23 protein-coding genes, 2 tRNA genes and 1 other RNA gene are annotated in these 26,086 nt (G+C 67.3%); 13 read left to right on the top strand and 13 right to left on the bottom strand.

Translation table 11 applies throughout. The features are described 5' to 3' along the window. Positions 1-36: 36 nt before the first annotated feature. Positions 37-133: signal recognition particle sRNA small type (gene ffs / locus N8A90_RS19950), an RNA gene on the top strand. Between the two features lie 116 nt (positions 134-249). On the opposite strand, the gene N8A90_RS19945 is transcribed toward ffs, so the two are convergent. Then, a complete protein-coding gene (locus tag N8A90_RS19945; protein ID WP_262076772.1) occupies positions 250-531 on the bottom strand; it encodes a hypothetical protein in 282 nt (93 codons plus the stop codon). Between the two features lie 69 nt (positions 532-600). Next, positions 601-1,857: a TIGR03862 family flavoprotein gene (locus N8A90_RS19940; protein ID WP_262076771.1), complete on the bottom strand. Its 1,257-nt coding sequence runs from the start codon at positions 1,855-1,857 to the stop codon at positions 601-603. Between the two features lie 141 nt (positions 1,858-1,998). Between N8A90_RS19940 and trxA the strand changes: the two genes are divergently transcribed. Together trxA and rho are read left to right on the top strand one after the other, a co-directional pair. After that, positions 1,999-2,331, top strand: coding sequence for a thioredoxin TrxA (gene trxA / locus N8A90_RS19935; protein WP_262076770.1), 333 nt, complete (start codon positions 1,999-2,001; stop codon positions 2,329-2,331). Positions 2,332-2,508: 177 nt separating this feature from the next. Beyond that, positions 2,509-3,774, top strand: a complete 1,266-nt coding sequence (gene rho / locus N8A90_RS19930) for a transcription termination factor Rho (RefSeq protein ID WP_262076769.1) — start codon at positions 2,509-2,511, stop codon at positions 3,772-3,774. A gap of 130 nt (positions 3,775-3,904) precedes the next feature. On the opposite strand, the gene N8A90_RS19925 is transcribed toward rho, so the two are convergent. Further along, positions 3,905-4,984, bottom strand: a complete 1,080-nt coding sequence (locus N8A90_RS19925) for an oxidoreductase (RefSeq protein ID WP_262076768.1) — start codon at positions 4,982-4,984, stop codon at positions 3,905-3,907. Positions 4,985-5,169: 185 nt separating this feature from the next. On the opposite strand from N8A90_RS19925, the gene N8A90_RS19920 reads away from it, so the two are divergent. The 3 genes from N8A90_RS19920 to N8A90_RS19910 all read left to right on the top strand — a co-directional run bounded on the left by N8A90_RS19920 (position 5,170) and on the right by N8A90_RS19910 (position 8,645). Next, positions 5,170-5,439, top strand: a complete 270-nt coding sequence (locus N8A90_RS19920; protein ID WP_140838007.1) for a type B 50S ribosomal protein L31 — start codon at positions 5,170-5,172, stop codon at positions 5,437-5,439. A gap of 90 nt (positions 5,440-5,529) precedes the next feature. After that, a complete protein-coding gene (locus N8A90_RS19915) occupies positions 5,530-7,278 on the top strand; it encodes a hypothetical protein (RefSeq protein ID WP_262076767.1) in 1,749 nt (582 codons plus the stop codon). A gap of 14 nt (positions 7,279-7,292) precedes the next feature. Beyond that, on the top strand, positions 7,293-8,645 hold the full coding sequence (locus N8A90_RS19910; RefSeq protein WP_410087717.1) for an MATE family efflux transporter: 1,353 nt from the start codon (positions 7,293-7,295) through the stop codon (positions 8,643-8,645). Here N8A90_RS19910 and phoR read toward each other — a convergent pair. The 7 genes from phoR to pstS are packed head-to-tail and all read right to left on the bottom strand — an operon-like array spanning position 8,599 to position 15,219. After that, positions 8,599-9,942 carry a phosphate regulon sensor histidine kinase PhoR gene (phoR, locus tag N8A90_RS19905; protein ID WP_262076765.1) on the bottom strand — a complete coding sequence of 448 codons (1,344 nt, stop codon included), beginning with the start codon at positions 9,940-9,942 and terminating at the stop codon, positions 8,599-8,601. The two genes, N8A90_RS19910 and phoR, sit on opposite strands and share 47 nt — an antisense overlap. Before the next feature lie 41 nt (positions 9,943-9,983). After that, a complete protein-coding gene (gene phoB, locus N8A90_RS19900; RefSeq protein ID WP_262076764.1) occupies positions 9,984-10,676 on the bottom strand; it encodes a phosphate regulon transcriptional regulator PhoB in 693 nt (230 codons plus the stop codon). 15 nt (positions 10,677-10,691) lie between these two features. Further along, positions 10,692-11,393, bottom strand: a complete 702-nt coding sequence (gene phoU / locus N8A90_RS19895) for a phosphate signaling complex protein PhoU (RefSeq protein WP_262076763.1) — start codon at positions 11,391-11,393, stop codon at positions 10,692-10,694. 10 nt (positions 11,394-11,403) lie between these two features. Then, complete coding sequence (gene pstB / locus N8A90_RS19890; RefSeq protein ID WP_262076762.1) at positions 11,404-12,186, bottom strand: phosphate ABC transporter ATP-binding protein PstB; 783 nt, start codon at positions 12,184-12,186, stop codon at positions 11,404-11,406. A gap of 13 nt (positions 12,187-12,199) precedes the next feature. Next, complete coding sequence (gene pstA, locus N8A90_RS19885; protein WP_262076761.1) at positions 12,200-13,084, bottom strand: phosphate ABC transporter permease PstA; 885 nt, start codon at positions 13,082-13,084, stop codon at positions 12,200-12,202. Then, positions 13,081-14,163 carry a phosphate ABC transporter permease subunit PstC gene (gene pstC / locus N8A90_RS19880; protein WP_262076760.1) on the bottom strand — a complete coding sequence of 361 codons (1,083 nt, stop codon included), beginning with the start codon at positions 14,161-14,163 and terminating at the stop codon, positions 13,081-13,083. Before pstC ends, pstA begins: the two co-directional genes overlap by 4 nt. An 18-nt stretch (positions 14,164-14,181) precedes the next feature. Further along, on the bottom strand, positions 14,182-15,219 hold the full coding sequence (gene pstS, locus N8A90_RS19875) for a phosphate ABC transporter substrate-binding protein PstS (RefSeq protein WP_262076759.1): 1,038 nt from the start codon (positions 15,217-15,219) through the stop codon (positions 14,182-14,184). Positions 15,220-15,447: 228 nt separating this feature from the next. Here pstS and N8A90_RS19870 point away from each other — a divergent pair, with 228 nt between their 5' ends. Then, on the top strand, positions 15,448-16,965 hold the full coding sequence (locus N8A90_RS19870; RefSeq protein ID WP_262076758.1) for a Ppx/GppA phosphatase family protein: 1,518 nt from the start codon (positions 15,448-15,450) through the stop codon (positions 16,963-16,965). Positions 16,966-16,999: 34 nt separating this feature from the next. Here N8A90_RS19870 and N8A90_RS19865 read toward each other — a convergent pair whose 3' ends face one another. From N8A90_RS19865 to N8A90_RS19855, 3 genes are all read right to left on the bottom strand, one after another. Then, positions 17,000-17,461, bottom strand: coding sequence for a SixA phosphatase family protein (locus tag N8A90_RS19865; protein ID WP_262076757.1), 462 nt, complete (start codon positions 17,459-17,461; stop codon positions 17,000-17,002). 15 nt (positions 17,462-17,476) lie between these two features. After that, a complete protein-coding gene (gene ppk1, locus N8A90_RS19860) occupies positions 17,477-19,609 on the bottom strand; it encodes a polyphosphate kinase 1 (RefSeq protein ID WP_262076902.1) in 2,133 nt (710 codons plus the stop codon). Between the two features lie 145 nt (positions 19,610-19,754). Beyond that, a complete protein-coding gene (locus N8A90_RS19855) occupies positions 19,755-20,621 on the bottom strand; it encodes a GNAT family N-acetyltransferase (RefSeq protein ID WP_262076756.1) in 867 nt (288 codons plus the stop codon). A gap of 123 nt (positions 20,622-20,744) precedes the next feature. On the opposite strand from N8A90_RS19855, the gene N8A90_RS19850 reads away from it, so the two are divergent. From N8A90_RS19850 to N8A90_RS19825, 6 genes are all read left to right on the top strand, one after another. After that, on the top strand, positions 20,745-22,436 hold the full coding sequence (locus tag N8A90_RS19850) for an FAD-dependent oxidoreductase (RefSeq protein WP_262076755.1): 1,692 nt from the start codon (positions 20,745-20,747) through the stop codon (positions 22,434-22,436). A gap of 84 nt (positions 22,437-22,520) precedes the next feature. Further along, a complete protein-coding gene (locus tag N8A90_RS19845; protein WP_262076901.1) occupies positions 22,521-23,225 on the top strand; it encodes a glutathione binding-like protein in 705 nt (234 codons plus the stop codon). A gap of 54 nt (positions 23,226-23,279) precedes the next feature. Continuing rightward, positions 23,280-23,356, top strand: a tRNA-Pro gene (locus N8A90_RS19840). 130 nt (positions 23,357-23,486) lie between these two features. Continuing rightward, positions 23,487-23,563 (top strand) — tRNA-Arg (locus N8A90_RS19835). A gap of 171 nt (positions 23,564-23,734) precedes the next feature. Further along, entirely contained in the window at positions 23,735-24,973 is a 1,239-nt protein-coding gene (locus N8A90_RS19830; RefSeq protein ID WP_262076754.1) for a tyrosine-type recombinase/integrase, read from the top strand. A gap of 568 nt (positions 24,974-25,541) precedes the next feature. Beyond that, positions 25,542-26,012: a hypothetical protein gene (locus N8A90_RS19825; RefSeq protein ID WP_262076753.1), complete on the top strand. Its 471-nt coding sequence runs from the start codon at positions 25,542-25,544 to the stop codon at positions 26,010-26,012. The last annotated feature ends 74 nt before the right edge of the window (positions 26,013-26,086 follow it).

Raw genomic sequence — 26,086 nt, 5'->3', positions numbered from 1 at the left:
GGCGTGTGCACTTCCCTCCACGTTAGAATGGCGACTGACGGGCCTCCCCGCATGGTGAAGCGGCCAACCGGGTCAGGTGGGGAACCAAGCAGCCCTAACTGCGTAGCCAGTGCCGGGGGTAAGGCTCGTCAACCTCCTTTCTCGACGTCTCGTTCCGTCCGATACGGCCGCCGCGCTGGCGTACAGCCGAACGCGACGCACGCCCCTCCGACAGGCTCAGCGCCTGGATCGGCCACGCTGACGGCCCCGTCAAGCCGTGTTGTGGTCGGCGTTCAGCTTGGCGCGCAGCGCATCGACCAGCGCCAGCGTGTCGTGCTCCATGCTGGCGATGCGGTACGTGCCCAGGCGACGGCCTTCGTAGCTCAGCACCGCCACACTGAAATGATGGCTCAGTGCGGTCGCGGCATCGTGCAGGCATTCGGCGACGGACCGCAGCCCTTCGCGAACATGGCGCTCGTCAGCCGAGCCTGTGCTGACGCTGTAGTTGAAATACCTGTCTCGGATCTTTCTGATATCGACTTGCGGATGCATGCGGCAACGAACCCTCTCGTGTCCCGATTGTGTGCGGGCGACAGAACAATTGCATGTCAATCACAAGTATCAGAGGATTGACACCCTGCCGTCGAGCGTCTGCAGCACACCTCGCGCCGCTGCGATGCCGCTTGCCATCGAAGCCGTCAGCAGATAGCCGCCGGTGGGCGCTTCCCAGTCGAGCATCTCGCCCGCACAGTGCACATGCGGCAGGGCACGCAGCATGGCGTGGGCGTCCAGCGCATCGAAGCGCACGCCGCCCGCCGTGCTGATCGCCTCGGCCACGGGCCGTGGCGCGACGAGCCGAAGCGGCAACGCCTTGATGGCGCGCGACAAGGTCTCGTTCGCCTGCATTCCGTCACGACCGAGCGCTTCGTGCAGCACGCCCGCCTTGATGCCCTCGAGACCGAGCCGGCTTTTCAGGTGACTGCTGAGCGATCGCGATCCGCGCGGATGCATCACTGCGGCATGAACCTGCTCGAAGGAGCGATCGGGCAGCAAATCGATCGACAGCGTGGCATGGCCCGCTTTCGCGATCTCGTCGCGCAGCAGCGCAGAAGCCGCATAGACCAGGCTGCCTTCGATGCCCGTGGCGGTCGCCACGAACTCGCCCTTGCGCTCGAAGCTGCGGCCCGACGCGTCGACGGCGCGGATCGCCACCGACTTGAAGGGCTGACCGGCGAAACGTGATGCGAAGTGCTCGCTCCAGGCCACGTCGAAGCCGCAGTTGGCCGGCTGCAGCGGCGCCACGTCGACGCCACGCGCCTGCAGCCAGGGCGCCCATGCGCCATCGGAGCCCAGGCGCGGCCAGCTCGCACCGCCCAAGGCCAGCACCACCGCATCGGCTTGCACCGTGACGCGCCCCGCGGGCGTGGCGAAGTCGAGCCCCGTGGGCACGCCCTCGGAGGACGACCAGCCCTGCCAGCGATGCCGCATGTGGAAGCGCACGCCCGCGCCTCGCAGGCGCTGCAACCAGGCGCGCAGCAGCGGCGCGGCTTTCATGTCGACCGGAAACACGCGCCCCGAGGTGCCGACGAAGGTCTCGACACCCAGGCCCTGCGCCCAGGCCCGCAGCGCATCCGGCCCGAAGTCGCGCAGCATCGGCTCGATCTGCGCGCGCCGATCGCCGAAGCGTTGCACGAAGACCTCGAAGGGTTCCGAATGCGTGAGGTTGAGGCCGCCGCGGCCGGCCAGGAGGAACTTGCGCCCGACCGAGGGCATCGCGTCATAGAGGTCGACCTGCACGCCGGCGGCGCTCAAGGTCTCGGCCGCCATCAGGCCGGCGGGCCCGCCGCCGATCACGGCAACGGTCTTTGGAGTATTCATTCAGGGGATCCAAGTTCGAAGAGAAAAGGGCCTTCGGCTATCGCGCCCATAGCGTCCGCACCGGGGACGCTGCCACTTGGTTTCTGCCACAATGCCCAGCACTTTAGCTGCACCGCAACCCCGCGTCACAAGGACAACACCATGGCCAGCGATCTGATCAAACACATCTCCGACTCCTCCTTCGAAGCCGACGTGCTGCAGTCCGGCAAACCTGTGCTGGTCGACTACTGGGCCGAATGGTGCGGCCCGTGCAAGATGATCGCGCCGATCCTCGACGAAGTCTCCAGCACCTACGAAGGCAAGCTGCAGATCGCCAAGATGAACGTGGACGAGAACCGCGACATCCCCGCCAAGTTCGGCATCCGCGGCATCCCCACGCTGATGCTGTTCAAGGACGGCCAACTGGCCGCCACCAAGGTGGGCGCGATGAGCAAGGCGCAACTGACCGCCTTCATCGACCAGCAACTCGCCTGAGTCGACCCCCAAGGCGGCCGCCGCGCAATGCGCCGGCCGCTTCGTTTTTTCCTGTCATAATCTCTCTCAGTTCACCGGCCCGCCCGGTTTGAGTTCCCCGGTTTGTGAGGCATCTCTCGCCTCTCCTTCAACCTCCCCCCGTTTTCCGTTCGACAACACCCCGCAAGGGGTCGCTCCATGCACTTAAACGAACTCAAGGCACTCCACGTGTCTGAAGTCCTCAAGCAGGCCGAAGCCCTTGAGATCGAAAACACCGGCCGCATGCGCAAGCAGGAGCTGATGTTCGCGATCATCAAGAAACGCGCGAAGGCCGGCGAACAGGTCTTCGCCGACGGCGTGCTCGAAATCCTGCCCGACGGCTTCGGCTTTCTGCGCAGCCCCGACACCAGCTTCACCGCCAGCACCGACGACATCTACATCTCGCCGAGCCAGGTGCGCCGCTTCAACCTGCACACCGGCGACATGGTCGAAGGTGAAGTGCGCACGCCCAAGGACGGCGAGCGCTACTTCGCGCTGACCAAGCTCGACAAGGTCAACGACGGCCCGCCCGAGCAGAACAAGCACAAGGTGATGTTCGAGAACCTGACGCCGCTGTTCCCCAAGGAACAGATGAAGCTGGAACGCGAAGGCGTCAAGAGCGAAGAGAACATCACCGGCCGCATCATCGACATCATCGCCCCCATCGGCAAAGGCCAGCGCGCCCTGCTGGTGGCGCCGCCCAAGAGCGGCAAGACGGTGATGATGCAGCACATCGCCCACGCGATCAGCGCCAACTACCCCGACGTCCACATGATGGTGCTGCTCGTCGACGAGCGCCCGGAAGAAGTGACCGAAATGCAGCGCACCGTGCGCGGCGAGGTCATCGCGTCGACCTTCGACGAGCCCGCCGCGCGCCACGTGCACGTCGCCGAAATGGTGATCGAGCGCGCCAAGCGCCTGGTCGAGCTCAAGAAGGACGTGGTGATCCTGCTCGACTCGATCACCCGCCTGGCCCGTGCCTACAACAACGTCGTGCCCTCGTCGGGCAAGGTGCTGACCGGCGGTGTCGACTCCAACGCACTGCAGCGCCCCAAGCGCTTCCTGGGCGCCGCGCGCAACGTGGAGGAAGGCGGCTCGCTGACCATCATCGGCACCGCGCTGATCGACACCGGCAGCCGCATGGACGAAGTGATCTTCGAAGAGTTCAAGGGCACCGGCAACAGCGAAATCCACCTGGACCGCCGCCTGTACGAAAAGCGCGTGTTCCCGTCGATCCAGTTGAGCCGCAGCGGCACGCGCCGCGAAGAGCTGCTGCTCGCACCCGAGATCCTGCAGAAGACCCGCATCCTGCGTCAGCTCATGTACAACATGGACGAGATCGAGTCGATGGAGCTGATGCTCAAGAACATGAAGGCGACGAAGACCAATGTCGAGTTCTTCGACATGATGCGCCGGGGCGGCTGAACACGGCCCACCCCCGAGCTGGCTCACTTCGTGTAGCCGACTCCCCCTCGAGGGGGCAACACCAGCGGCCCGACGAAGCCGGTTCCGCGGTGTTCCACCAACGAAAGCCCGTCTCTTCGACGGGCTTTTTTCATGGCGCGAGCGCGCGGCCCTCGCGTGCGCTTCGGGCGCCGAGGTCGAGCAGTTCCATCAACGCCACGGCCTCTTCCGGCGGCACGGGGTTGGGGCCGGTGCCGAGGATGGCGTCGCGCACTGCGGCGTAGTAGTCGACGTAGTTGCCTCGACGGTTCGGCACCGTGCTCTCGCGCACCCAGTTCTCGATCGCCATCACCTTCAGTTCGCCAGGCACGGGGTCGACGCCCCAGTCGTCAGCGCCCGGGCGGCCACCGGCGCGCAAGGCATCCTCCTGCGGATCGACGCCGTGCTTCACATAGCTCCCGCGCATGCCGTGCAGGATGTAGCGCGGCGCGGCATGGGCCGCCAGCGTGGCGGCGTGCAGCACGACGCGCATCGGCGCGTTCGGCCCGGTTTCGTAGCGCAGCAGGGCATGGAAGTGGTCCTCGACCTGAGCGCCGTCGCGCAGCGCGGCCGTGTCGAGCTGGAGCGTGTCGGGTTGGCCGAAAAGCTGCACCGCCTGGTCGAGCAGATGCGCACCCAGGTCGACCCAGAGGCCCGCGCCCGGCACGGCCTGCTCGCGCCAGCGCTCGCACACCCCGGGGCGAAAGCGGTCGAAGTGCGACTCGAAGTACACGGGCCGCCCCAACTGCCCGCTCGCCAGCACGTCGCGCAAGGTGAGGTAGTCGGCGTCGAAACGGCGGTTCTGGTAGACCGACAGCAGCCGTCCGCGCCGTCGTGCGAGCGCCGCCAAGTCACGCGCTTGCCCGGCATCGAGCGTGAAGGGCTTGTCGACCACCACATGCTTGCCGGCCTCGAGCGCCGCCTTGGCGATCGGATGGTGCTGAGCGTTGGGCGTCGCGACCACGACCAGATCGATGTCGGGCCGGGCGAACAGCGCCGCTGCGTCGGGTTCGACCGGCACCCCGGGCCAGTCGGCCAGCACCTTCTCCGGCCGGGAACTGGCAACGGCCGCCAGAACCAGCCCCGGCGTGGCCGCCAGCACCGGGGCGTGAAAGGTCTGGCCGGCGAAGCCGTAGCCGACGAGGCCGACCCGGACCGGCGTGGACGGCCGCAAAGAAGGGCTGGAAACCATGGACGACAGATCCTGAAGAGGGCCTTGAGGGGCAAATGCCCAGTATGCGATAATCACGGGCTTCGCGAAAAGTGCAGCCGGGCGCCGTGCCCTGCCGTTCCTCGATCAGCATGATTCCAAGGAACCGTCCGTGAGCCCAAGTGCTCCGGGTGTGTGGCTCTCGCATCGACCCCAAAGGAAATACCATGGCAAAAGAAGGCATTCACCCGAACTACCGCGAAGTTCTGTTCGTCGACATGTCGAACGGCTTCAAGTTCGTGACCCGTTCGTGCGCGAACACCAAGGAAATGGGCAAGACCGACGACGGTCGCGAACTGCCGCTGTTCAAGCTCGACACCACGAGCGAATCGCACCCCTTCTACACCGGCACGCAGAAGTCGGTGGACAACATGGGTGGCCGCGTCGAGAAGTTCCGCAACCGCTTCGGCAAGACCACCGGCACCGCTTCCAAGTAAGCTCGCCGCTTCCCGCAGACCCGGATCAAGGGCAGCCCGGTTTACCGCGCTGCCCTTTTTCTTTCCTCCTTCGAGCGCAGTCCTCTTCCGTTGAACGCCCAGCCGACGCCCGCCATCGTTGCCCAGAGCGCCGTTCGCCGCCTGCCGCGGCTGGCGCTCCTGCTGCTGTGCGCCGCCTACCTGATGCCGGGCCTGCTGGGCCGGGGCCCCTGGAAGAGCGCGGACATCACGTCCTACGGCTACATGGCGGCGCTGGCCCGAAGCACCGAGGGTCTCGCCCGTTGGCTCGACCCCCTGCTGCTCGGCCTGCGGCCCGAACCGCCGGCGCTGCTGCCGTACTGGATCGGCGCGGCGGCGATCAAGATCGCGCCGTCGTGGGTGCATCCCGACCTGGCGGTGCGCATTGCTTTTGCACTGCTCCTCTGGGGCGCCTTCACCGCCACCTGGTACGCGGTGTACCACCTGGCGCGCACGCCCAACGCCCAGCCCGTGGCCTTCGCCTTCGGCGGTGAGGCACAGCCGACCGACTACGCGCTCGCGATCGCCGACGGCGCCCTGCTGGCGCTGATCGCCTGCCTGGGCCTGGCGCAGCTCGGACACGAGACCACGCCGGCGCTGGCCCAGCTCTTCTTCATCGCCCACCTGTTCTACGGCGTGGCGGCACTGCCCTACCACCGCCTCGGCGCCACCCTCGCCCTGTGCGTGGGCGCACTCGGCCTGTCCCTCAGCGGCGCACCGTCGGTCGGTCTGGGCCTGGCGGCGGGCGCCGCCTTGCTCGTGGCCCTGGACCATCGGCGCGAGACGGCCAACACGTCGAGCGACGAGCCGCGCTACCGGGCCACGGCGTCCTTCGAGATCGCCGGTGTCGCGCTGATCGCCATCGCCGTAGCGGTGGCGCTCGGGCTGTGGCGCTGGCAGATCGCCTTGCCGGGCCAGCAGGAGGGCCACCCCCTGAGCGCGGACCTGCGCAGCCAGGCCAAGCTGCTGTTGTGGTTCACCTGGCCGGCCTGGCCGCTCGCGCTCTGGACGCTGTGGCGCTGGCGCCGGCAACTCACCGCGCGCCACGTGATGCTGCCGCTGTGGTTCGCGCTGGTCCCGCTCGCTGCCACCTGGACCACCGACTTCTCCGATCGTTCGCTGCTGCTGGCGCTGCCGGCACTCGCCACCCTGGCGGCCTTCGCGCTGCCCACCTTCCGCCGCAGCGCATCGGCACTGATCGACTGGTTCACCCTGCTCTTCTTCAGCGGCATGGCCTTCATCATCTGGGGCTACTGGATCGCGATGCAGACCGGCGTGCCGCCGAAGATGGCGGCGAGCATCACGCGCCTGGTGCCTGGTTTCGTGCCGGCCTTCTCCTGGCTCAACTTCGGCTTCGCGATCGCGGCGACCCTGGCGTGGTGCTGGCTGGTGCGGTGGCGCACCGGGCGCCACCGGGCTGCGCTCTGGAAGACGCTGGTGCTGCCCGGTGGTGGCGCGGCGCTGTGCTGGCTGCTCGGGACCACGCTGTGGCTGCCGGCGCTCGACCACGCGCTGAGCTACGCGCCACAGGTGCGTGCCATTGCCGATCGCATCGGCGCGACACCGTGCGTCTCGGCCCTCGCGCTGACGCGACCGCACATCGCCGCACTCCAGTACCACGGCCACTTCAACCTGAAGCCGCTCACCACCGGGACGGCAGATGCGGCCGACGCCGCCTGCCCCTGGCTGCTGGTGAGCCCCGAGGCGCTCGGCCAGCCCGGCACCGCCATCGACTTCGGGCGTTGGCGGCTGGCCGGCACCTTCCGCCGCCCGACGAGCGCGAGCGACGACATTTTTCTCTACCAACGCATCGCCCCGTGACCAGCGAACGCCGGATGATCGCGCGGCATGCCGGCACCGTGCTGGCCGGCCAGTTCGCGGTGATGGCCTTCGGCGTCACCGACACCATCGTCGCCGGCCGCTATGCGCAGGACGCGCTGGCGGCGCTGTCGGTCGGCTCGGCCATCTTCATCAGCGTCTTCGTCGCGCTGATCGGCGGCCTGCAGGCGCTGCTGCCGGTCTGGGCCGAACTCCACGGCGCACGGCGCCAGGCCGAGGTCGGCCGATCGGTGCGCCAGGCCCTCTACCTGTGCGGCGGCGCCATCGCGGTCGGCATGGCCGTGCTGTTGATGCCAGGTGCCCTGCTGCGCTGGACCGCCGTGCCCGACGCCATGCGCGGCGACGTGGAGGCCTACCTCGCCGTGCTGGCCTTCGCGCTGCCTCCCGCGCTGCTGTTCCGGTTGTTCAGCACGCTCAACCAGGGCCTGGGCAAGCCGAAGCTCGTGACCTGGGTGCAGATGGGCGCCCTGGTGCTCAAGGTGCCGCTGTCGATCTGGTTCGCCTTCGGCGGCGCCGGGCTGCCGGCGCTCGGCGTGGTCGGCTGCGGCTGGGCCACGCTGGTGGTCAACTGGGGCATGTTCGCCCTGGCCGTGTGGCTGCTCCGCACGCAGGCGTTCTACCGTGCGTACGGGCTCTGGGCGCGCATCGAGGCGCCCGACTGGCCGCAGTTGCGCCGCTTCGCGCGCCTGGGCCTGCCGGGCAGTCTTTCGGTGCTGGTCGAGGTCACCTCCTTCACGCTGATGGCGCTGTTCATCGCCCGGCTGGGCACCGCCGCCTCGGCGGCGCATCAGATCGCCTCGAACCTCACCGCCGTGGCCTACATGGTGCCGCTGTCGCTGTCGATCGCCACCAGTGCGCGCGTGAGCTACTGGCTGGGTGCCGGCGACGCCACCCGGGCGCGGCGTGCCTGCGCGCGCGGCTTCGAGCTGACGCTGGGCTGCGCGCTGGTCGTCGCATCGGCGATGGCCGCGGCGCGCGGCTGGCTCGCCGACGTCTATTCGGACGACCCGGCGGTCACCGCCGTCGCGGCCACCCTGCTGCTCGCGACCGCGGGCTACCACCTGGCCGACGCCACCCAGACGCTGTGCGTCTTCGTGCTGCGCTGCTACCGCGTGACGGTCGCGCCGCTCGTCCTGTATTGCGCGCTGCTGTGGGGCGTGGGCCTGGGCGGCAGCTACCTGCTGGCCTACCACGGACTGGGGCCGTGGGCCGCCATGCAATCGCCGCTCGCCTTCTGGCTGATGGGCGCCGCGGCGTTGCTGCTGACCGCGCTGCTCTTCGCCGCGCTGCTGTGGCGCACGCTCAGGCGAGCGCGCCCGCCGCAGCCCGCGCCGCCCGCACGCGCGTGACGGGAAAGACCAGCGCGAAGCGCGAGCCCTGCCCCACGGTGCTCTCGATGCGCAGCTCGCCACCATGGCGCTGCGCCACATGCTTGACGATGGCCAGCCCCAGCCCGGTGCCGCCGGTCTCGCGCGAGCGGCTGCGGTCGACCCGGTAGAAGCGTTCGGTGAGCCGCGGGAGATGTTCCGCGGCGATGCCCGGGCCGCTGTCGCGCACCGCATACTCGCCGCGCCCATCGGGCAGCACGCGCCAGGTCACGCCGACCTCGCCGCCGCCGGGCGTGTAGCGGATCGCATTGTTCAGCAGGTTCGACATCGCGCTCTGCAATTCGGTGGGCACGCCGGCGATCTCGGAATCGGCCTCGATCTTGAACGACAGACGATGCCCGGCCTGCGGTGCGAGCCGGCTCGACAGGCCGCGCCCTTCGTCCTCGCACTGCGCCATGAGCGCCTTCACCCGTGTCCATTGACCGAGCGTGGGTGCCGCGCTGCCTTCGAGCCGCGACAGCGTCAGCAGGTCGTTCACCAGCGTCTCCATGCGGTGCGACTGCTGCGCCATCAGGTTGAGATAGCGGGACCGCTCCTCGGGCTCGAGCGGCAGGTTCTGCAGCGTCTCGACGAAGCCCGCGAGCACCGTCAGCGGGGTGCGGATCTCGTGCGAGACGTTGGCCACGAAGTCGCGGCGCATCGCCTCGGCTTGCTCGACCGCGGTGACGTCGCGCGAAAGCAGCATGCGGCGGTTGCCCGCGTAGGGGTGCACCTGCACCGACAGGCGCATCGGCTGGCCACCGCGGCCGCGCGCATGCGTCGCGTCGATGACCACGTCGCGGCTGTAGTTCCAGGAGGCCAGGTAGGCCACGAAGGCGGGGTCGCGCACTAGGTTCGCCAGGTGCTGCGCCATGTCGCGATCGGCGTCGATGCCGAACTGCGCAGCCGCCGTCTGGTTGCACCACTCGATGCGGCCCTGCTCGTCCACCAGCACCACGCCGTTGGGCGACGCCTGGAACGCGGCCAGGAATTCCTGCAGCCGCTCCTGGGCCTGCCGCGTGTCCTGCTCGCGCTCGCGCAACAGCTTGCGGATGCGTTCGGCCAGCTCACCCCAGATGCCGGGTCCGCGCGATGGCAGGCCCTCGCCGCCCTGGCGCAGGACGTTCAGCAGCCGGTTGGCCCGCCAGGCGTCGAGCGTCAGCCACGCCAGCGCACCGATCCAGGCACCCCAGCCGACGAAGCGCCAGCCGAAAAACCATTGGGCGAGGCCCGCCGCGACCGCCGAAGCCGCGAGGAAAGTGGCGATGCGAAAAGGCATGGCAGGCGATTATCCGCCGCGCGCGCGGCGCGACGCGCGGTTCACACCGTGGCTTGCGCCGTGAGGCGATAGCCGGCGCCGCGCACGGTCTCGACCATCGGTGCCGCCGCGCCGAGCGATTCGCGCAGGCGTTTCACATGCACGTCGACCGTGCGCTCCTCGATGTAGACGTGGTCGCCCCACACCTTGTCGAGCAGCTGCGCGCGGCTGTGCACACGCTCGGCATGCTGCATCAGGTAGCCGAGCAGCTTGAACTCCGTCGGGCCGACCTTCAGCGGCGCGCCCTGCCAGGTCACGCGGTGCGTGGCCGTGTCGAGCACCAGCTCGCCGATCTCCACACGTTCGGTCACCGCCTCGGGCGCACGGCGGCGCAGCACGGCGCGGATGCGCGCGAGCATCTCCTGCGTGGAAAAGGGCTTGGTGATGTAGTCGTCGGCACCGGCGTCCAGGCCGGCCACCTTGTCGGGCTCGTCGCCGCGCGCCGTCAGCATGAGGATCGGGACGGCCTTGGTGCGCGGGTCCTTGCGCCACTGGCGCGCCAGCTGCAGCCCGCTCTGGCCGGGCAGCATCCAGTCGAGCAGGATCAGGTCGGGCAGGAAGGCGTCGATCTCGCGCTGGGCCGACACACCGTCCTCCGACCAGATCGGCTCGAAGCCGTTGTGACGCAGGTTGACGGCGATCAGCTCGGCGATCGACGACTCGTCTTCGACGATCAGGACGCGTGGTTTTTTCATTCGCTTTGGTGGGGCCTACTGCAGCGCAGATTCGATTTCCTGCATCGAAGTGTGCCGCACATCGGCACCCTTGACGATGTAGATGATGAACTCGGCGATGTTCTTGGCGTGGTCGCCGATGCGCTCGATCGCCTTGGCCAGGAACAGCAGGTCCAGGCTGGCCGAGATGGTGCGCGGGTCTTCCATCATGTAGGTGACCAGCTTGCGCACGAAGCCGTCGAACTCCTGGTCGATCAGGTCGTCTTCCTTCAGGATCGACAGCGCCGCAGCGGTGTCCAGACGGGCGAAGGCGTCGAGCGCCTTGCGCAGCAGACCCGAGGCCAGGTCGGCGGCGATGCGCAGGTCGGACGACGGCAGCGCGCGCGACGAACCGCTCTCGATGATCGACTTGACCATGCGCGCGATCTTGTTGGCCTCGTCGCCCACGCGCTCGAGGTTGGCCGTGGTCTTGCTGATGGCGATCAAGAGGCGCAGGTCGCGTGCCGTCGGCTGGCGGCGCGCGATGATCGACGACAGCTCACGGTCGATGTCGATCTCCATCGCGTTGACGCGCGTCTCGGTCTCGATCACGCGGTCGGCGGCTTCGGTGTCGAACTGCGCCAGGGCGTACACCGCCTGCTGGATCTGCGACTCGACCATGCCGCCGAGCTCCATCACGCGCGACGAGACGCCGTTGAGTTCGCTGTCGAACTGGCTGGACAAATGCTTTTCGGTCATCGCTGTCTCCTTAGCCGAAACGGCCGGTGATGTAGTCCTCGGTCTCTTTGCGCTGCGGCTTGAAGAACATCTGTTCCGTCGCGCCGAACTCGATCAGGTCGCCCAGGTACATGTAGGCGGTGTAGTCGCTGCAGCGGGCGGCCTGCTGCATGTTGTGGGTCACGATGACCACGGTGTACTCGCTTTTCAGTTCGGCGATCAGCTCCTCGATCTTCGCCGTCGAAATCGGGTCCAGCGCGGAGCACGGCTCGTCCAGCAGCAGCACCTCGGGCTTGATCGCGATGCCGCGTGCGATGCACAGGCGCTGCTGCTGGCCGCCGGACAGGCCCGAGCCGCTCTGCTGCAGCTTGTCGCGCACTTCGGTCCAGAGCGCGGCCTTCTTCAGGGCCCATTCGACACGGTCGTCCATGTCGCTCGCGCTGAGGTTCTCGAACAGCTTCACGCCGAAGGCGATGTTGTCGTAGATCGACATCGGGAACGGCGTGGGCTTCTGGAAGACCATGCCGATCTTGGCGCGAATCAGCGCCACGTCCTGCTTGCTGGTCAACAGGTTCTCGCCGTCGATCGCGATCGTGCCTTCGGCGCGCTGCTCGGGGTACAGCTCGAACATGCGGTTGAAGGTGCGCAGCAAGGTCGACTTGCCGCAGCCCGACGGGCCGATGAAGGCCGTGACCTTGTTCTCGGGAATCTCGAGGTTGATGCCCTTGAGGGCATGGAACTTGCCGTAGTAGAAGTTCAGGTCCTTGACCGAGATCTTCGAGGCCGCGGACGGGGGTGCGAGCGTGGTGGGCATGGTGTCGCCTTCCTTAGAGTTTGGTGCGCGTCAGGACGCGCGCCAGGATGTTGAGTGCAAGCACGGCCACGGTGATCAGGAACACGCCGGCCCAGGCCAGATGTTGCCAGTTCTCGTAGGGGCTCATCGCGAACTTGAAGATCGTGACCGGCAGGCTGGCCATGGGCTGGCTTAGATCGGCGGTCCAGAACTGGTTGTTCAGCGCGGTGAAGAGCAGCGGTGCGGTTTCGCCGGCGATGCGGGCAACAGCCAGAAGCACACCGGTGACCACACCCGCGCGGGCAGCGCGCAGCGTGATGCTCAGGATGACCTTCCACTTCGGCGTGCCCAGGGCGTAGGCCGCCTCGCGCAGGCCGGGCGGCACCAGCTGCAGCATGTTCTCGGTGGTGCGGATCACGACCGGAATCACGATCAGCGCCAGCGACAGCGCGCCGGCCAGACCGGAGAAGGTCTTGAAGTAGGCCACCACCACCGCGTAGACGAACAGGCCGATCACGATCGAGGGTGCCGACAGCAGGATGTCGTTGACGAAACGGGTCACGCTCGACAGCCAGCCCTTCGGGTCGTATTCGGCCAGGTAGATGCCGGCCATGATGCCGATGGGCGTGCCGACAAAGGTAGCCATCGCCACCATCACGAAGGAGCCGAAGATCGCATTGGCGATGCCACCGGGCTCATTCGGCGGCGGTGTCATCTCGGTGAAGGTCGCGATCGCGAGGCCGCCGACGCCCAGGCGCAGCGTTTCCCACAGGATCCACATGAGCCAGAACACGCCGAAGGCCATGGCGGCGACCGACAGCGTCAGCGCGACCTGGTTGACGCGCTTGCGACCGGCGAACTTCGCCGCACGGGTTTCATTGAGCGTCTTGGCGTTCAACAGCTTTTCGGCGGTGCTCACGATGCCTTCCCTTCGCTTTTCTTCATGCGCTGCAGCAGGATCTTCGACAGCGTCAGCACGACGAAGGTGATGAAGAACAGCACCAGGCCGAGGTACATCAGCGCGGCCTGGTGCAGGCCGGCACCGGCTTCGGCAAATTCGTTGGCCAGGGCCGAGGTGATGCTGTTGGCGGCCTCGAAGACCGACAGCGAATTGAGTTGATTCATGTTGCCGATCACGAAGGTGACGGCCATCGTCTCGCCCAGTGCGCGGCCGAGGCCGAGCATGATGCCGCCGACGACGCCCGCCTTGGTGTACGGCAGCACCACCTTGGAGACGACCTCCCAGGTGGTGGAACCAAGGCCATAGGCCGACTCCTTCAGCAGCGGCGGCGTGACTTCGAACACGTCGCGCATCACCGAGGCGATGAAGGGAATGATCATGATGGCCAGGATGATCCCGGCCGACAAAATGCCGATGCCCACCGGCGGGCCCGACACCAACGCGCCCAGGTAGGGCACGCCAGCCAGAAGACTCTGCAGCGGCTGCTGCACATAGGTCGACAGGATCGGCCCGAACACGAGCAGGCCCCACATGCCGTACACGATGGACGGCACCGCCGCCAGCAGTTCGATGGCCGTGCCCAGCGGGCGCTTCAGCCATGCCGGCGACATCTCGGTCAGGAACAGTGCGATGCCGAAGCTCACCGGCACAGCGATCACCAGCGCGATGAACGAGGTCGCGAGCGTGCCGTAGATCATCACCAGGCCGCCGTACTCTTCCTGCACCGGGTCCCACACGCTGCTGGTGAGGAAGCTCAGGCCGTACTTGGTGATGGCGGGCCAGGCGCCGACGACCAGCGACAGCAGGATGCCGAAGAGCAGCAGCAGCGTCAGCAACGCGGCGCCCTTGGCGGCCCAGCCGAAGACTCGGTCGGTCAGGGCGCCGGTGCGCGGCCGCTTGGCCGGCGGCGGGGTCGCAGAAGCGCGAGCGCGCTCGGCCGTGAGGTCGAGCGTCTGGGCATTGGCGGGGAAGGTGGATGACACGGGGTGCTCCGGTGGAGACATGGGAGGCGCGCCGTGGAGCGGTTTACTGCTCATGCGGCGCGCCGGTCCTTCTTACTTGTACGCGATGGCCTTGCCCGAACCGTCCTTGATCTCGCCCCAGCTCTTGGCGATGGTGGCCTTGACGGCGGCGGGCATCGGCACGTAGTCGAGGTCGTCGGCGGTCTTGTCGCCGGTCTTGTAAGCCCAGTCGAAGAACTTCAGGACCGTGGCGGCGTTGGCCGGCTTGTCCTGCGACTTCTGCATCAGGATGAAGGTGGCACCCGTGATGGGCCACGATTGCGCGCCCGGCTGGTTCGTCAGCACTTGATAGAACGACTTGCTCCAGTCGGCACCGGCTGCGGCGGCCTTGAAGGCCGTGTCTTCGGGCGACACGAAGCTGCCTGCTTCGTTCTTCAGTTGCGCGAAGGTCATCTTGTTCTGTTTGACGTACGCGTATTCGACGTAGCCGATCGAGTTGGGCAGGCGGTTCACGAAAGCGGCGACGCCTTCGTTGCCCTTGCCGCCGGCGCCAACGGGCCAGTTCACGGCCGTGCCTTCGCCGACCTTGCTCTTCCACTCGGCGTTGACCTTGCTCAGGTAGTTGGTGAACAGGAAGCTGGTGCCCGAACCGTCGGCGCGGCGAACCGGCGCGATGGCAGCGTCAGGCAGTGCCAGCGAACCGTTCAGGGCCTTGATGGCCGGGTCGTTCCACTTGGTGATCTTGCCCAGGTAGATGTCGCCGAGCACTTCGCCGGTGAGCTTCAGCTCACCCGGCTTGATGCCGGTGATGTTCACGACGGGAATCACGCCACCGATCACGGTGGGGAACTGCATCAGGCCCTTGGCCTGCAGTTCTTCGTCTTTCAGCGGCGCATCGGAGGCGCCGAAGTCGACGGTCTTTGCTTCGATCTGCTTGATGCCAGCACCCGAACCGACCGATTGATAGTTCACTTGCGTGCCGGTGGCCTTGGCGAAGTCGCTGGCCCACTTGGCATACAGGGGTGCGGGGAAGCTGGCGCCGGCGCCGGTCACGTTCTGTGCGAAGGCGGGAACATGGGCGAAAGCGGCGGCCACGAGGCCGGCGGCTGCAAATTTGAAGGTCGTTTTCATGAGGCTTCCTTTGTGAAGTCAGGCAATCCCGAAATCGGGTTGAAGCGGACTGTAGGAAGCTTGTGTGACATCGATATGACACTGCACGCCCCAATGAAAACAGGCCTCGCGACGGCCGAGACTTCGTGACGCCGTCACAGAACCGTCACGTTTGGCTACGAGCGCTGCGGCTACCATGGCGCCTGCTTTTCTCTCCTCTGCGTCTCTCTGCGACCGCCCTCCTCCTTCATGCAAAACGGCACCCTTCTCGCTGCGGTCGACCTCGGCTCCAACAGCTTTCGCCTCGAAATCGGCCGCGTCGACCATGGCCAGATCCACCGCACCGAGTACCTGAAAGAGGTGGTGCGCCAGGGCAATGGCCTGGACAGCAGCCGCAACCTGACCCCCGAGGCCATGCAGCGCGGCTGGGACGCCCTGGCCCGCTTCGGTGAGCGGCTGGCCGGCTTCAAGCGATCGCAGGTGCGCGCCGTGGCCACCCAGACGCTGCGCGAGGCGCGCAACCGCGACGAGTTCCTGCTGCGCGCCCGCACGGCGCTCGGTTTCGGCATCGACGTGATCCCCGGCCGCGAAGAGGCCCGGCTGATCTACCAGGGCGTGGCGCACATGCTGCCGCACAGCGACCTCTCCGACCGCGAACGCCGCCTGGTCGTCGACATCGGCGGCCGCTCCACCGAGATGATCATCGGCCGTGCGCTCGAGGCGCAGGTGATGGAGTCGTACCGCGTCGGCAGCGTCGCGTGGTCGATGAAGCATTTTCCGCAGGGCCAGTTCACCGCCACGGCCTTCCGCGCCGCCGAGGTGGCGGCCAAGGCCGTGCTGGACGACGCGCTGTCGACCTATGCCTCGGACCAGTGGGATGTCGCCTACGGGGCGTCCGGCACCATCGGAGCCGTCGGCGACGTGCTGACCGCCTCCGGCGCCGAGCCGGGCGTCGTCACACGCGACGGCCTCGACTGGTTGCTCGACCGCCTGCTCAAGGCCGGCAGCGTCGACAAGCTGCGCATGGACGGCATGCGCGAAGACCGAAAGGCCGTGATCGGCGGCGGCCTCAGCGTGCTGCGCGCGGTGTTCGACCTGCTCGACATCCGCGAGATGAAGATCGCCCAGGGGGCGCTGCGCCATGGGGCACTCTACGAACTGCTGGAGCGCGACGACAGCGTGGCCGACCTGCGCACCGGCACGGTCACGCGGCTGGCGACCCGCTTCGCCACCGACGCCGCACAGGCCCGGCGCGTGGGCGAGACGGCCTCGGCGCTGTACGTGCAGCTCGACCCGGCCGCCCGCGGCGGCAGCACCACCAGCCGGGCCGGCCGTGCCCTGCGCAAGCTGGGATGGGCCGCGCAGCTGCACGAGATCGGCGCGCTCGTCTCGCACAGCGACTACCACAAGCATGGCGCCTACATCCTCGACAACGCCGATGCGCCCGGCTTCGCCACCAATGAGCTGCACCAGTTGAGCCAGCTGGTGCTGGGCCACCGCGGCAAGCTGCGCAAGCTCGAAGCGTCCCTCGACGACGAGACCTTCGTGGCGCAACTGGTGGCGCTGCGCCTGGCCGTGATCCTCTGCCACGCGCGGCGCGACCCCGACACCCAGGGGCTGCGCCTCGCGAAGCCCGACGCGCGCACCTTCTCGATCACCTGCCGCGCGAGCTGGCCCGACGCCTATCCGCAATCGGCGCACCTGCTGCGCGAAGAGGCACTGGCCTGGCAGAAGACCGGCTGGCGCATGCTGCTCAGCGGCGGCTGATCCGTCGAAACCCGCCCGGGCCCGCGCGCGCCGGCTACAGCAGTTCGGGCGCCTGCACCGTGACCACGACGGTCTGAACGTCGCCGTCACGCTCCCGCGTGCGAATCCACCAGACCGAGCCCTTGCGCACCGGGCAGCTGTCCTGCTGCATGCCCAGCAGCAGCGCGATCGCCTGGCCCAGCGCCGGCTGATGGCCGACCACCAGCATCACCGACTTGCCGTTGGGCCAGCCGGCTGCCGCCAGCAGACCGTCGGGCGTGGCGTCGGGTGCCAGTTCGTCCCGCAGCTTGTACTTGCGGCCCAGGGCCAGCACGGTCTGCTCGCAGCGTCGCGCCGGGCTGCAGACGATGCGCGTGCCCTCGGGCAGTTGGCGGTCGAGCCAGCCTGCCATGCGCTTGGCCTGCTTTTCGCCGCGTGCGGTCAGCGAGCGCTGCATGTCGTCGCAGCCCTCTGTCCAGTCCTCGGCCTCGGCGTGGCGCCAGAAGATCAAGTCCATCACTGAATTCCTCCGTCAGTTCGGCCGTCCACCCAGCCCGCGCGAAGCGTACCGGCCCATCAATGCCGCCTGTGCCCCATGCGCCTCGATACGGCGCGACGCGCCCGCTTCGCCCGAAGGAAGCTGGCTGCCCTGGACGCGGTGGTACACCCCGTCGGCCCCCAGGTCCCAGGCGTCCTGCCCGTCGTGCAGGTAGGCCACCAGGCACTCGTCGATCAGGCGCTGGCGCAGCACCGGGTCGGTCACCGGCCAGGCCAGTTCGACGCGGCGCATCATGTTGCGGTTCATCCAGTCGGCGCTCGACAGGTAGAGCGACTCGTCGGGGCCCTTGCGAAAATAGAAGACCCGCGAATGCTCGAGGAAGCGGCCGATGACCGAACGCACGCGGATGTTGTCGGTCAACCCCGGCACCTGCGCCGGCAGAGTGCAGGCACCGCGCACGATCAGGTCGATTTTCACGCCCTGCTGCCCGGCCCGTACCAGCGCATGCACCAGCAGCTCGTCGGTCAGCGCATTCATCTTGACGACGATGCGCGTCGGCTCGCCCTGCGCGGCCGCGGCGCCGAGCGCATCGATCTGCGCGACCAGGTTGCGGTGCAGGTCGAAGGGCGCGAGCCACACGCGGTGGAGCTTGGGCAGCCGGCTCTGGCTCGCCAGATGCACGAAGACGGCTTCCATGTCGGCCGTGAGCAGCGGATCGGCCGTGAGGTGGCTGATGTCGGTGTAGAGCGCCGCGGTGCGCGGGTTGTAGTTGCCGGTCGACAGGTGACCGTAGCGCACCAGGCGCTTGCCCTCGCGCCGGGTCACCAGCAGCATCTTGGCGTGCGTCTTCAGGCCCACCACGCCGTACACCACCTGCGCGCCGATCGACTCCAGCATCTCGGCCCAGTTGATGTTGGCCTCTTCGTCGAAGCGAGCCTTGAGTTCGACCACCACGGTCACTTCCTTGCCGCGGCGCACCGCCTCGCGCAGCAGGTCCATCAGCGCCGAATCGGTGCCGGTGCGGTAGATGGTCTGCTTGATCGCCAGCACCTGCGGGTCGAGCACGGCTTCGCGCAGGAAGGCGAGCACGCCGTCGAAGCTCTCGAAGGGCTGGTGGATCAGCACGTCGCTGCGCTGCAGCCGGTCGAAGAAGGACTGGCCCGGCGACAGTGTGACGGGGTACGACGCCGTGTACGGCGCGAAGCGCAGCGCGTTGAACTGCGGCTCGCCGAGCAGGTCGATGACCTGCGTGAGCCGCGCCAGGTTGACCGGCCCGTGCACCCGGTAGAGCGACTGCGGCGGCAGGTTGAACTGGGCCAGCAGGAAGCTCGCCAGCGACTCGGCGCAGCTGGCCGACACCTCGAGCCGCACGGCCTGACCGTAGTGCCGGTGCTCCAGCCCCTGACGCAGCGCGGTGCGCAGGTTCTTGACGTCTTCCTCGTCCACCGCCAGATCCGAATGGCGCGTGACGCGGAACTGCGAGAAGTCACCCACCTCGCGGCCGGGGAACATGTTCGACAGATGCGCCCGCACCACGCTCGACAGCGCCACAAACAGCGTCTGGCCGCCCGACACCTTGGCCGGCATGCGGATGATGCGCGGCAGCACGCGCGGCACCTTCAGGATGGCGATCGGGTTCTCGCGGCCGAAGGCGTCCTTGCCGCCCAGCCGCACGATGAAGTTGAGCGACTTGTTCGCCACCTGCGGAAAGGGGTGCGACGGGTCGAGCCCGACCGGAATGAGCAGCGGCCGCACTTCGCGCTCGAAATAGTCGTACACCCACTTGCGCTGCGCCGGGTTGCGCTCGCCGTGCGACACGATCTGCACGCCGTGCGCCGCAAAGGCCGGCATCAGCTCGTCGTTGTAGAGCGCGTACTGCGTGTCGACCAGCGCATGGGCGGCCTCGGCCAGGCGCTCGAAAGAGTCGACGGTTTCGTTGCCCTTGGCCTCGCCCAGGCTGGCGGCGATCAGATGCGGCGCGGCCCGCACCTCGAAGAACTCATCGAGGTTCGAGGAGACGATGCACAGATAGCGCAAGCGCTCGATCAGCGGCACCTCGGGGCGCTGCGTCCAGTCGAGCACGCGCTGATTGAACGCGAGGATGCTGTGGTCGCGGTCGAGCAACGTCAGCGGGGGTGCGGAAGTCGCCTCGGGGGCGGCCGGCATGTCGGCCGATGGAGAGGCCGTGAAAGGCTGCATGGTCAATGATTCTGTCGCAAGGACACCGAAGGTCTCTGTCAGCGGGTAGATGACAGTGTCGAATTCCCTCATGACATTTTCGTGACGTTGTCACACACCCCCATGACGGGCGTCAATTCCCCAGGAAGTGCTTCCGGTAACGCGGCGGCAGGTCCTCGATGCGCATGAGCATCGGCAGGTCGGCGGTGTTGAAGTCCGGGTCCCAGGCGGGCGCGCCCAGCACCCTGGCGCCCAGGCGCAGATAACCCTTGATGAGGGCGGGCGGCTCGACGATCAGGTCGGTGTTCAGCCGCTCGACCGGCAGCGCCAGCCGTGGCTGCACCTGGTACTGGATCGGCGCCATGTGCGTGGTCGAGAGCTGGCGCCAGATGCTGGCCGCCGCGTCGCCGCCGTTCACACCGTTGTGCTGCATCGGGATGCTGGCGCAGCCGATCATCGTGTCGAGCCGGTTGCGATGCATGAAGCCGGCCAGCGCGCCCCACAGCGCCAGGATGACGCCGCCCTGGCGGTGGTCGCGGTGCACGCAGCTGCGGCCGAGTTCGACCATGCGCTCGCGCAGGTCGCGCAGCCGGGTCAGGTCGAATTCGGTGTCGCTGTAGGTGCTGCCGATGCGGCGGGCCTGTGCGGGCGTCAGCACGCGGTAGGTGCCGATCACCTGGCCGCTGTCTTCCTCGCGCACCAGCAGGTGCTCGCAGAAGTCGTCGAACAGATCGATGTCGTGGCCTTCGAGCGTGGTGGTCAGGCGGGCGCCCATCTCGCCGGCGAAGACGTCGTAGCGCAGGCGCTGCGCGGCGCGCACGTCGTCCTGGTGGCGGGCCCAGCTCACGGTGACGCCCTGCCCTGCCGCGCGCGGCGCCTCGACGGCGGCCGGGGCGGCGGGCACCGGGGCCGGCAGCCGGGTCGACGGGGGGGCCCGCCAGAAGGCCGGGCGCGCGCCCAGTTGGGACAGCGGGAACATCGGATTGGGCAGTTCTTGCATGGGGACCCTTCTTTGTTCGGGCGAGTCTCCAGGCCAGAAGTGAAAGTGCCGTGTCTCTCCGATGGCAGTTACGTGACGGCGGCCAGCGGTTGTCTAATGCCGTTCATTCCGACAGGAGTTGCCATGGCCGACGAAGTGAGAGTGGAAGTCGAGACCCGACGCCATCAGATGTTCCCCGTGCTGTCGCACGCCGATATCGACCGGATGCGCCGCTTCGGCACCGTCCGGCATTACGCGCGGGGCGACTGCATGTTCAGGGCCGGCGAGCCCGGGCTGGGCCTGTTCGTGCTGCTCGACGGGCACGTCGAGATCACCCAGCGCGACGGGCTCGGCCACACCGTGCCGATCGGGCGCCAGGGCCCGGGGCAGTTCATGGCGGAGATCGCGCAGCTCTCGGGGCGGCCGTCGCTGGTCGACGGCCATGCCGACACCGACGTCGAGGCGCTGCTGATCCCGCCCGATCAGCTGCGCGCGCTGATCATCGCGGAGGCCGACCTGGGCGAACGTCTGGTGCGGGCGCTGATCCTGCGGCGCGTGGCGCTGATCGAATCCGGCGCCAGCGGCCCGGTGCTCATCGGCCCGCCCGACACCGCCGACGTGCGGCGCCTGCAGAATTTTCTGACCCGCAACGGCCACCCGTACCAGGTGGTCGATTCGACGCTGGAAGCCGACGCCGCCGCGCTGCTCGAGCAGTACGGCGAGGCGACGCTGCTGGTGGCCTGCCCCAACGGATCGGTGCTGATGAACCCGAGCGAAGACGCGCTGGCGCGCTGCCTCGGCATGATCGACAGCGTGGCGCACGACGACCTGTTCGACGTGATCGTCGTCGGTGCCGGGCCGGCCGGGCTGGCCACCGCGGTGTACGCCGCGTCGGAAGGCCTGCGCGTCATCGTGCTCGACTGCCGCTCCTACGGCGGCCAGGCCGGCGCCAGCGCACGCATCGAGAACTACCTGGGCTTCCCCACCGGCATCTCCGGCGGCGCGCTGGCCGGCCGGGCCTACGTGCAGGCGCAGAAGTTCGGCGTCGAAATGCTGATCCCGTCGGAGGTTTCGTCGCTCGACTGTAGCGGCGCGGCCCACGGCGAGATGTCGATTGCGCTGGCCGACGGCCGTCGGCTGCGCGGCCGCACCGTCGTGATCGCCAGCGGCGCCCGCTACCGCCGGCCCGACGTGCCGCGCCTGCGCGAGTTCGAGGGCCGCGGCATCTGGTACTGGGCGTCGGCTCTGGAGGCACGCACCTGCGCGAAGCAGGAAGTGGCGCTGGTCGGCGGCGGCAACTCGGCCGGCCAGGCGGCGGTGTTCCTGTCGCAGCAGGCCGCCAAGGTCAATGTGCTGGTGCGCGGGCCCTCGCTGGCGGCCAGCATGTCGCGCTACCTGATCGACCGCATCGAGGCCACGCCGAACATCGAGCTGCATCCCTACACCGAGCTGGTGTCGCTGCACGGCGACCCGCTCACCACCGGCCTGCAGGGCGCCACCTGGCGCCACCGCCGCACCCAGGAGGAATACGACTGCGCGGCGCACAACCTTTTCCTGTTCGTCGGCGCCGAACCCGAGACCGGCTGGCTGGCGGGCTGCGAGGTGGCGACCGACCGCAACGGCTTCGTGCTGACCGGCGCGGCGGCCAGCGGCGGCTTTCCGGCGCGGCCGGCGGCGCCGCTCGAATCGAGCGTGCCCGGGGTCTTCGCGGTGGGCGACGTGCGCTCGGGCTCGGTCAAGCGCGTGGGCGGCGCCATCGGCGAAGGCGCCGCGGTGGTCGCGCAGATCCACCAGCACCTCGCCGCCGCCCAGGCGGCCACGACGAGCCGCGCCTGACAGGGGCGCCCGGCGCGGCGCCTGCGAGAAAACGAGGCCGCGTATATGCTGACAGCCCTTTTTTCCATCGCCGGTAACAACGACATGCCCCAAGCACCGATCGACGTCTATTCCTGGCCCACGCCCAACGGCCACAAGGTCCACATCATGTTGGAGGAATGCGGCCTCCCCTACGTGGCCCACCCCGTCAACATCGGCAAGGGCGACCAGTTCGCCCCCGACTTCCTGGCGATCAGCCCCAACAACAAGATCCCGGCCATCGTCGACCCGCAGGGGCCCGACGGCCAGCCGATCTCGCTCTTCGAGTCCGGCGCGATCCTCGTGTACCTCGCCGGCAAGACCGGTCGCTTCATGCCCGAGGGCGACCGCGCCCGCTATGACGTGCTGCAGTGGCTGATGTTCCAGATGGGCGGCGTCGGCCCGATGCTGGGCCAGGCGCACCACTTTCGGCTCTACGCGCCCGAGAAGCTCCCCTACGCCATCGAGCGCTATACCAACGAGGCCAAGCGCCTCTACGGCGTGATCGACAAGCGCCTGTCGCAGAGCGCCTTCATCGCGGGGCCGGACTATTCCATCGCCGACATCGCCATCTTCCCGTGGCTGCGCAGCTGGGAGAACCAGGGCATCGTGCTGACCGACTTCCCGCACCTGAAACAGTGGTTCGACGGCATCGCCGCGCGGCCGGCCGTGCAGCGCGGCGTGAAGGTGCTGGCCGACCTGCGCAAGCCACTCACCGGCGACAAGGAACGGGACATTCTTTTCGGCAAATCGCAGTACACGAAACGCTGATCGCCCAGCCTCCCGAAATCGCCCCCGCAAGTCAGGCTAGAATCGAAGGCTTGTCGGGGCGTAGCGCAGCCTGGTAGCGCATCTGCTTTGGGAGCAGAGGGTCGTGAGTTCGAATCCCACCGCCCCGACCATTGGAAAAGTGAAAGCCGGTGACGACTGCGAGGTCGTCACCGGCTTTTCGCTTTCACGCCCCACCACGGCATGCGTGGCAAAATCCGCGCCGCAGCGACGGCGCGCTCCGCGCCCCTCGACCTGCACCTGCTGCCCGTAGCTCAGTTGGATAGAGCACCTGCCTTCTAAGCAGGTTGTCGGGGGTTCGATCCCCTCCGGGCAGGCCAATTCGGCGTCCATCAAAGTCCACCGTGGTCTTTTGGATTGCTCTTCTCCTCTGAACGGCTCGGGGATTTTTCCATCAACCTCCGTTCGCGCCCAATCAAATCCAGGGGAACGTAGGGGCACAGAACGGGGAACAGTTACCATCTGGGCCCATTCCGGAGGATTGTTCCCCCATGCTGACCGATCTCAAGTGCAAGCGCGCCGAGTGTCCTGCCGATAAAGCTCGCGCCCGTTTCGCCGACGAAGGCGGCCTCTACCTCGAGGTAGCACCCAACGGACGTAAACGCTGGTTCTGGAAGTTCTATTCCGAAGGCAAAGAAAAACGTCTAGCTCTGGGAAGTTATCCTGAAACCGCGCTCAAGGACGCGAGAGCTGCCCGTGACGAAGCCCGGCAGCTCAAACGTACCGGCGTGGACCCCGCAAAGCAGCGGCAGATCCAAAAACTGACGGGTCGGAGCACCACGGATGACAGCTTCGAAGCCGTCGCCCGCGAGTTTCACAAGGTGAAGAAAAGCAGTTGGAGTCCTCGCTACGGCGAGCGCTGGCTTTCCTTGATGGAGCGCGATGCGTTCCCGTGGATTGGTCGATTGCCCATGCGCGACATCACGGCACCGATGCTGCTGCAGGTACTACGGCGCGCCGAGGCACGGGGCGCCCACGAGGTTGCCCACACCCTGCGGCAATGGTCTGGCCAAGCGTTCCGCCATGGCATTGCCATTGGCAAGTGCACGCACAACCCCGCTCCGGATTTACACGGCGCACTGGTCCCGGTGAACGTAAAACACATGGCCGCTGTATTGGAGCCATCCAAGGCCGGTGAGCTCATGCGTTCCATTGCCAACTACGCTGGCCAACCAGCTACCCGAGCCGCCCTCCTCCTGTCTGCCCTTCTCTTTCAACGCCCCGGCAACATTCGCCAGATGCGTTGGGCAGATATCGATCTGGATAACGCGATGTGGACTATTCCGGCCGCGGACATGAAGCGTCGCAAGCATGACAAAGAGAATGGCCGCCCCCATCTTGTTCCTCTTGCGATGCAGGCGGTCGAGGCACTGAGAGATTTGCAACCGCTCACAGGTCACGGCTCCTTCGTCTTTCCCAGCCTACTGACGGGCGAACGACCCATGAGCGAGAACACCGTCAACACCGCGCTGCGCCGCATGGGCTATTCCAATACCGAGATGACAGCCCATGGATTTCGCGCAATGGCGCGGACCATCATGGTCGAGAAGATGGACGTCAATCCCGATGTCATCGAGGCCCAACTGGCACACGGCAAGAGCGGACCGCTCGGTGCCGCGTATGACCGGGCGGAGTTCGTGGGCAAGCGACGCACTCTCATGCAGTCCTGGGCGGACTATCTCGACGAACTGCGCGCCGGTGCGAAGGTGATTCCTCTTCGCGCGGCGTGAATTTGAGGGGGGAAACGATTGGCAATGGAGCCAAGTCGCGCCCCAGCGCAGACGCGCGAATCAAACCTCTAGGGATGCGCTGATCAATGCCCGCTGCCGAGCGTGCTGAACGACGCATAGCGCGAATCGACGGTTCCTGGCATAGACGGGCGCGCTGAATCTAGGGGGCATCGAGGTCGCCGGCATCATCGACGGAGACGCCATGGACCTTTCGGGCGGCTCGGTGTACGGGGAGACCATTCGGGCCCGAGATGAACACGCGATACCCTCCACGCTCCTGGTCATCCAGCCTGACGGCGATGCCCCGCACTGTATCGATTTGGCATCGGCTGATTCGTCTGGCGAGATGGCAGTTCCGAAATCTCGAAAATTAGCAGGTAGTCCAAGTATTATCAAAAACATATCTGGAGCGCCCATGCTGCAGGTGAACCCAGCTCACTACCTCGAAACCCCGGGGTCGTGTTTGTACACAGGAACGCGCTGAGGCGGGGCACGGTTCAGGCGCCGCAACACCATGAGATGCTGAGCGCCCCAGTTCGCTCCCCTCGCCCAAGTAGACTTACTCTCGATGAGCTCATTGGCCGGTGAAACCGCGCGCCGCCTGGCCGCGATGACAGATGCAGCAGATTTCGAGCGTCTCGCAAGCGCGGTCCTGAGGCGGGCCCGCCCTGCTGTCTACGGCAACATCTCGCACCCGGGCACGCAGCCGGGCGGCAAAACCGTGCCGGCGCCATTCGACAACGTGGGGTGGGTGAATACGCCCGGGGGCTCCACATTCGTTTGCGCCGCGCATTCGACCACTGAGCAGAACAAGCTTGATGGAAAGTGGCTGCACGACCCCGCCACTGTCACTCCTCGCGGAGCATCAGGAAGGCCGACCCAGCCCGCCGGCGACTTGGTCAAAGGCATCGAAGAAATCACTGCTCTGCGCGCCGCGCATCCCGAACTCATCTCTGTCGTCTTCGCGCTGACCACAAACCGCGAGACGCCCGCTGATGTTCGTACAGCGGCCGAGGCGTTGGCGACCAGGCACAACTGAATCGCCCCGGTTTTTGAGGAGGCTCAACACTCTGAGAGGATTGAGCCATGAGCAAGTCGAACAAGTTCTCACCC

This window comes from Variovorax sp. N23, assembly GCF_025486315.1.
GTDB lineage: Bacteria > Pseudomonadota > Gammaproteobacteria > Burkholderiales > Burkholderiaceae_C > Variovorax.
Note: the sequence above shows the minus strand (reverse complement) of the source record. Positions and strands in the feature narration are given on the sequence as shown.

Coding starts and splice junctions, on each gene's coding strand:
- N8A90_RS19945 (WP_262076772.1), bottom strand. CDS start 531: ATGCATCCGCAAGTCGATATCAGAAAGATCCGAGACAGGTATTTCAAC.
- N8A90_RS19940 (WP_262076771.1), bottom strand. CDS start 1,857: ATGAATACTCCAAAGACCGTTGCCGTGATCGGCGGCGGGCCCGCCGGC.
- trxA (WP_262076770.1), top strand. CDS start 1,999: ATGGCCAGCGATCTGATCAAACACATCTCCGACTCCTCCTTCGAAGCC.
- rho (WP_262076769.1), top strand. CDS start 2,509: ATGCACTTAAACGAACTCAAGGCACTCCACGTGTCTGAAGTCCTCAAG.
- N8A90_RS19925 (WP_262076768.1), bottom strand. CDS start 4,984: ATGGTTTCCAGCCCTTCTTTGCGGCCGTCCACGCCGGTCCGGGTCGGC.
- N8A90_RS19920 (WP_140838007.1), top strand. CDS start 5,170: ATGGCAAAAGAAGGCATTCACCCGAACTACCGCGAAGTTCTGTTCGTC.
- N8A90_RS19910 (WP_410087717.1), top strand. CDS start 7,293: ATGATCGCGCGGCATGCCGGCACCGTGCTGGCCGGCCAGTTCGCGGTG.
- phoR (WP_262076765.1), bottom strand. CDS start 9,942: ATGCCTTTTCGCATCGCCACTTTCCTCGCGGCTTCGGCGGTCGCGGCG.
- phoB (WP_262076764.1), bottom strand. CDS start 10,676: ATGAAAAAACCACGCGTCCTGATCGTCGAAGACGAGTCGTCGATCGCC.
- phoU (WP_262076763.1), bottom strand. CDS start 11,393: ATGACCGAAAAGCATTTGTCCAGCCAGTTCGACAGCGAACTCAACGGC.
- pstB (WP_262076762.1), bottom strand. CDS start 12,186: ATGCCCACCACGCTCGCACCCCCGTCCGCGGCCTCGAAGATCTCGGTC.
- pstC (WP_262076760.1), bottom strand. CDS start 14,163: ATGAGCAGTAAACCGCTCCACGGCGCGCCTCCCATGTCTCCACCGGAG.
- pstS (WP_262076759.1), bottom strand. CDS start 15,219: ATGAAAACGACCTTCAAATTTGCAGCCGCCGGCCTCGTGGCCGCCGCT.
- N8A90_RS19870 (WP_262076758.1), top strand. CDS start 15,448: ATGCAAAACGGCACCCTTCTCGCTGCGGTCGACCTCGGCTCCAACAGC.
- N8A90_RS19865 (WP_262076757.1), bottom strand. CDS start 17,461: ATGGACTTGATCTTCTGGCGCCACGCCGAGGCCGAGGACTGGACAGAG.
- ppk1 (WP_262076902.1), bottom strand. CDS start 19,609: ATGCCGGCCGCCCCCGAGGCGACTTCCGCACCCCCGCTGACGTTGCTC.
- N8A90_RS19855 (WP_262076756.1), bottom strand. CDS start 20,621: ATGCAAGAACTGCCCAATCCGATGTTCCCGCTGTCCCAACTGGGCGCG.
- N8A90_RS19850 (WP_262076755.1), top strand. CDS start 20,745: ATGGCCGACGAAGTGAGAGTGGAAGTCGAGACCCGACGCCATCAGATG.
- N8A90_RS19845 (WP_262076901.1), top strand. CDS start 22,521: ATGCCCCAAGCACCGATCGACGTCTATTCCTGGCCCACGCCCAACGGC.
- N8A90_RS19830 (WP_262076754.1), top strand. CDS start 23,735: ATGCTGACCGATCTCAAGTGCAAGCGCGCCGAGTGTCCTGCCGATAAA.
- N8A90_RS19825 (WP_262076753.1), top strand. CDS start 25,542: ATGAGCTCATTGGCCGGTGAAACCGCGCGCCGCCTGGCCGCGATGACA.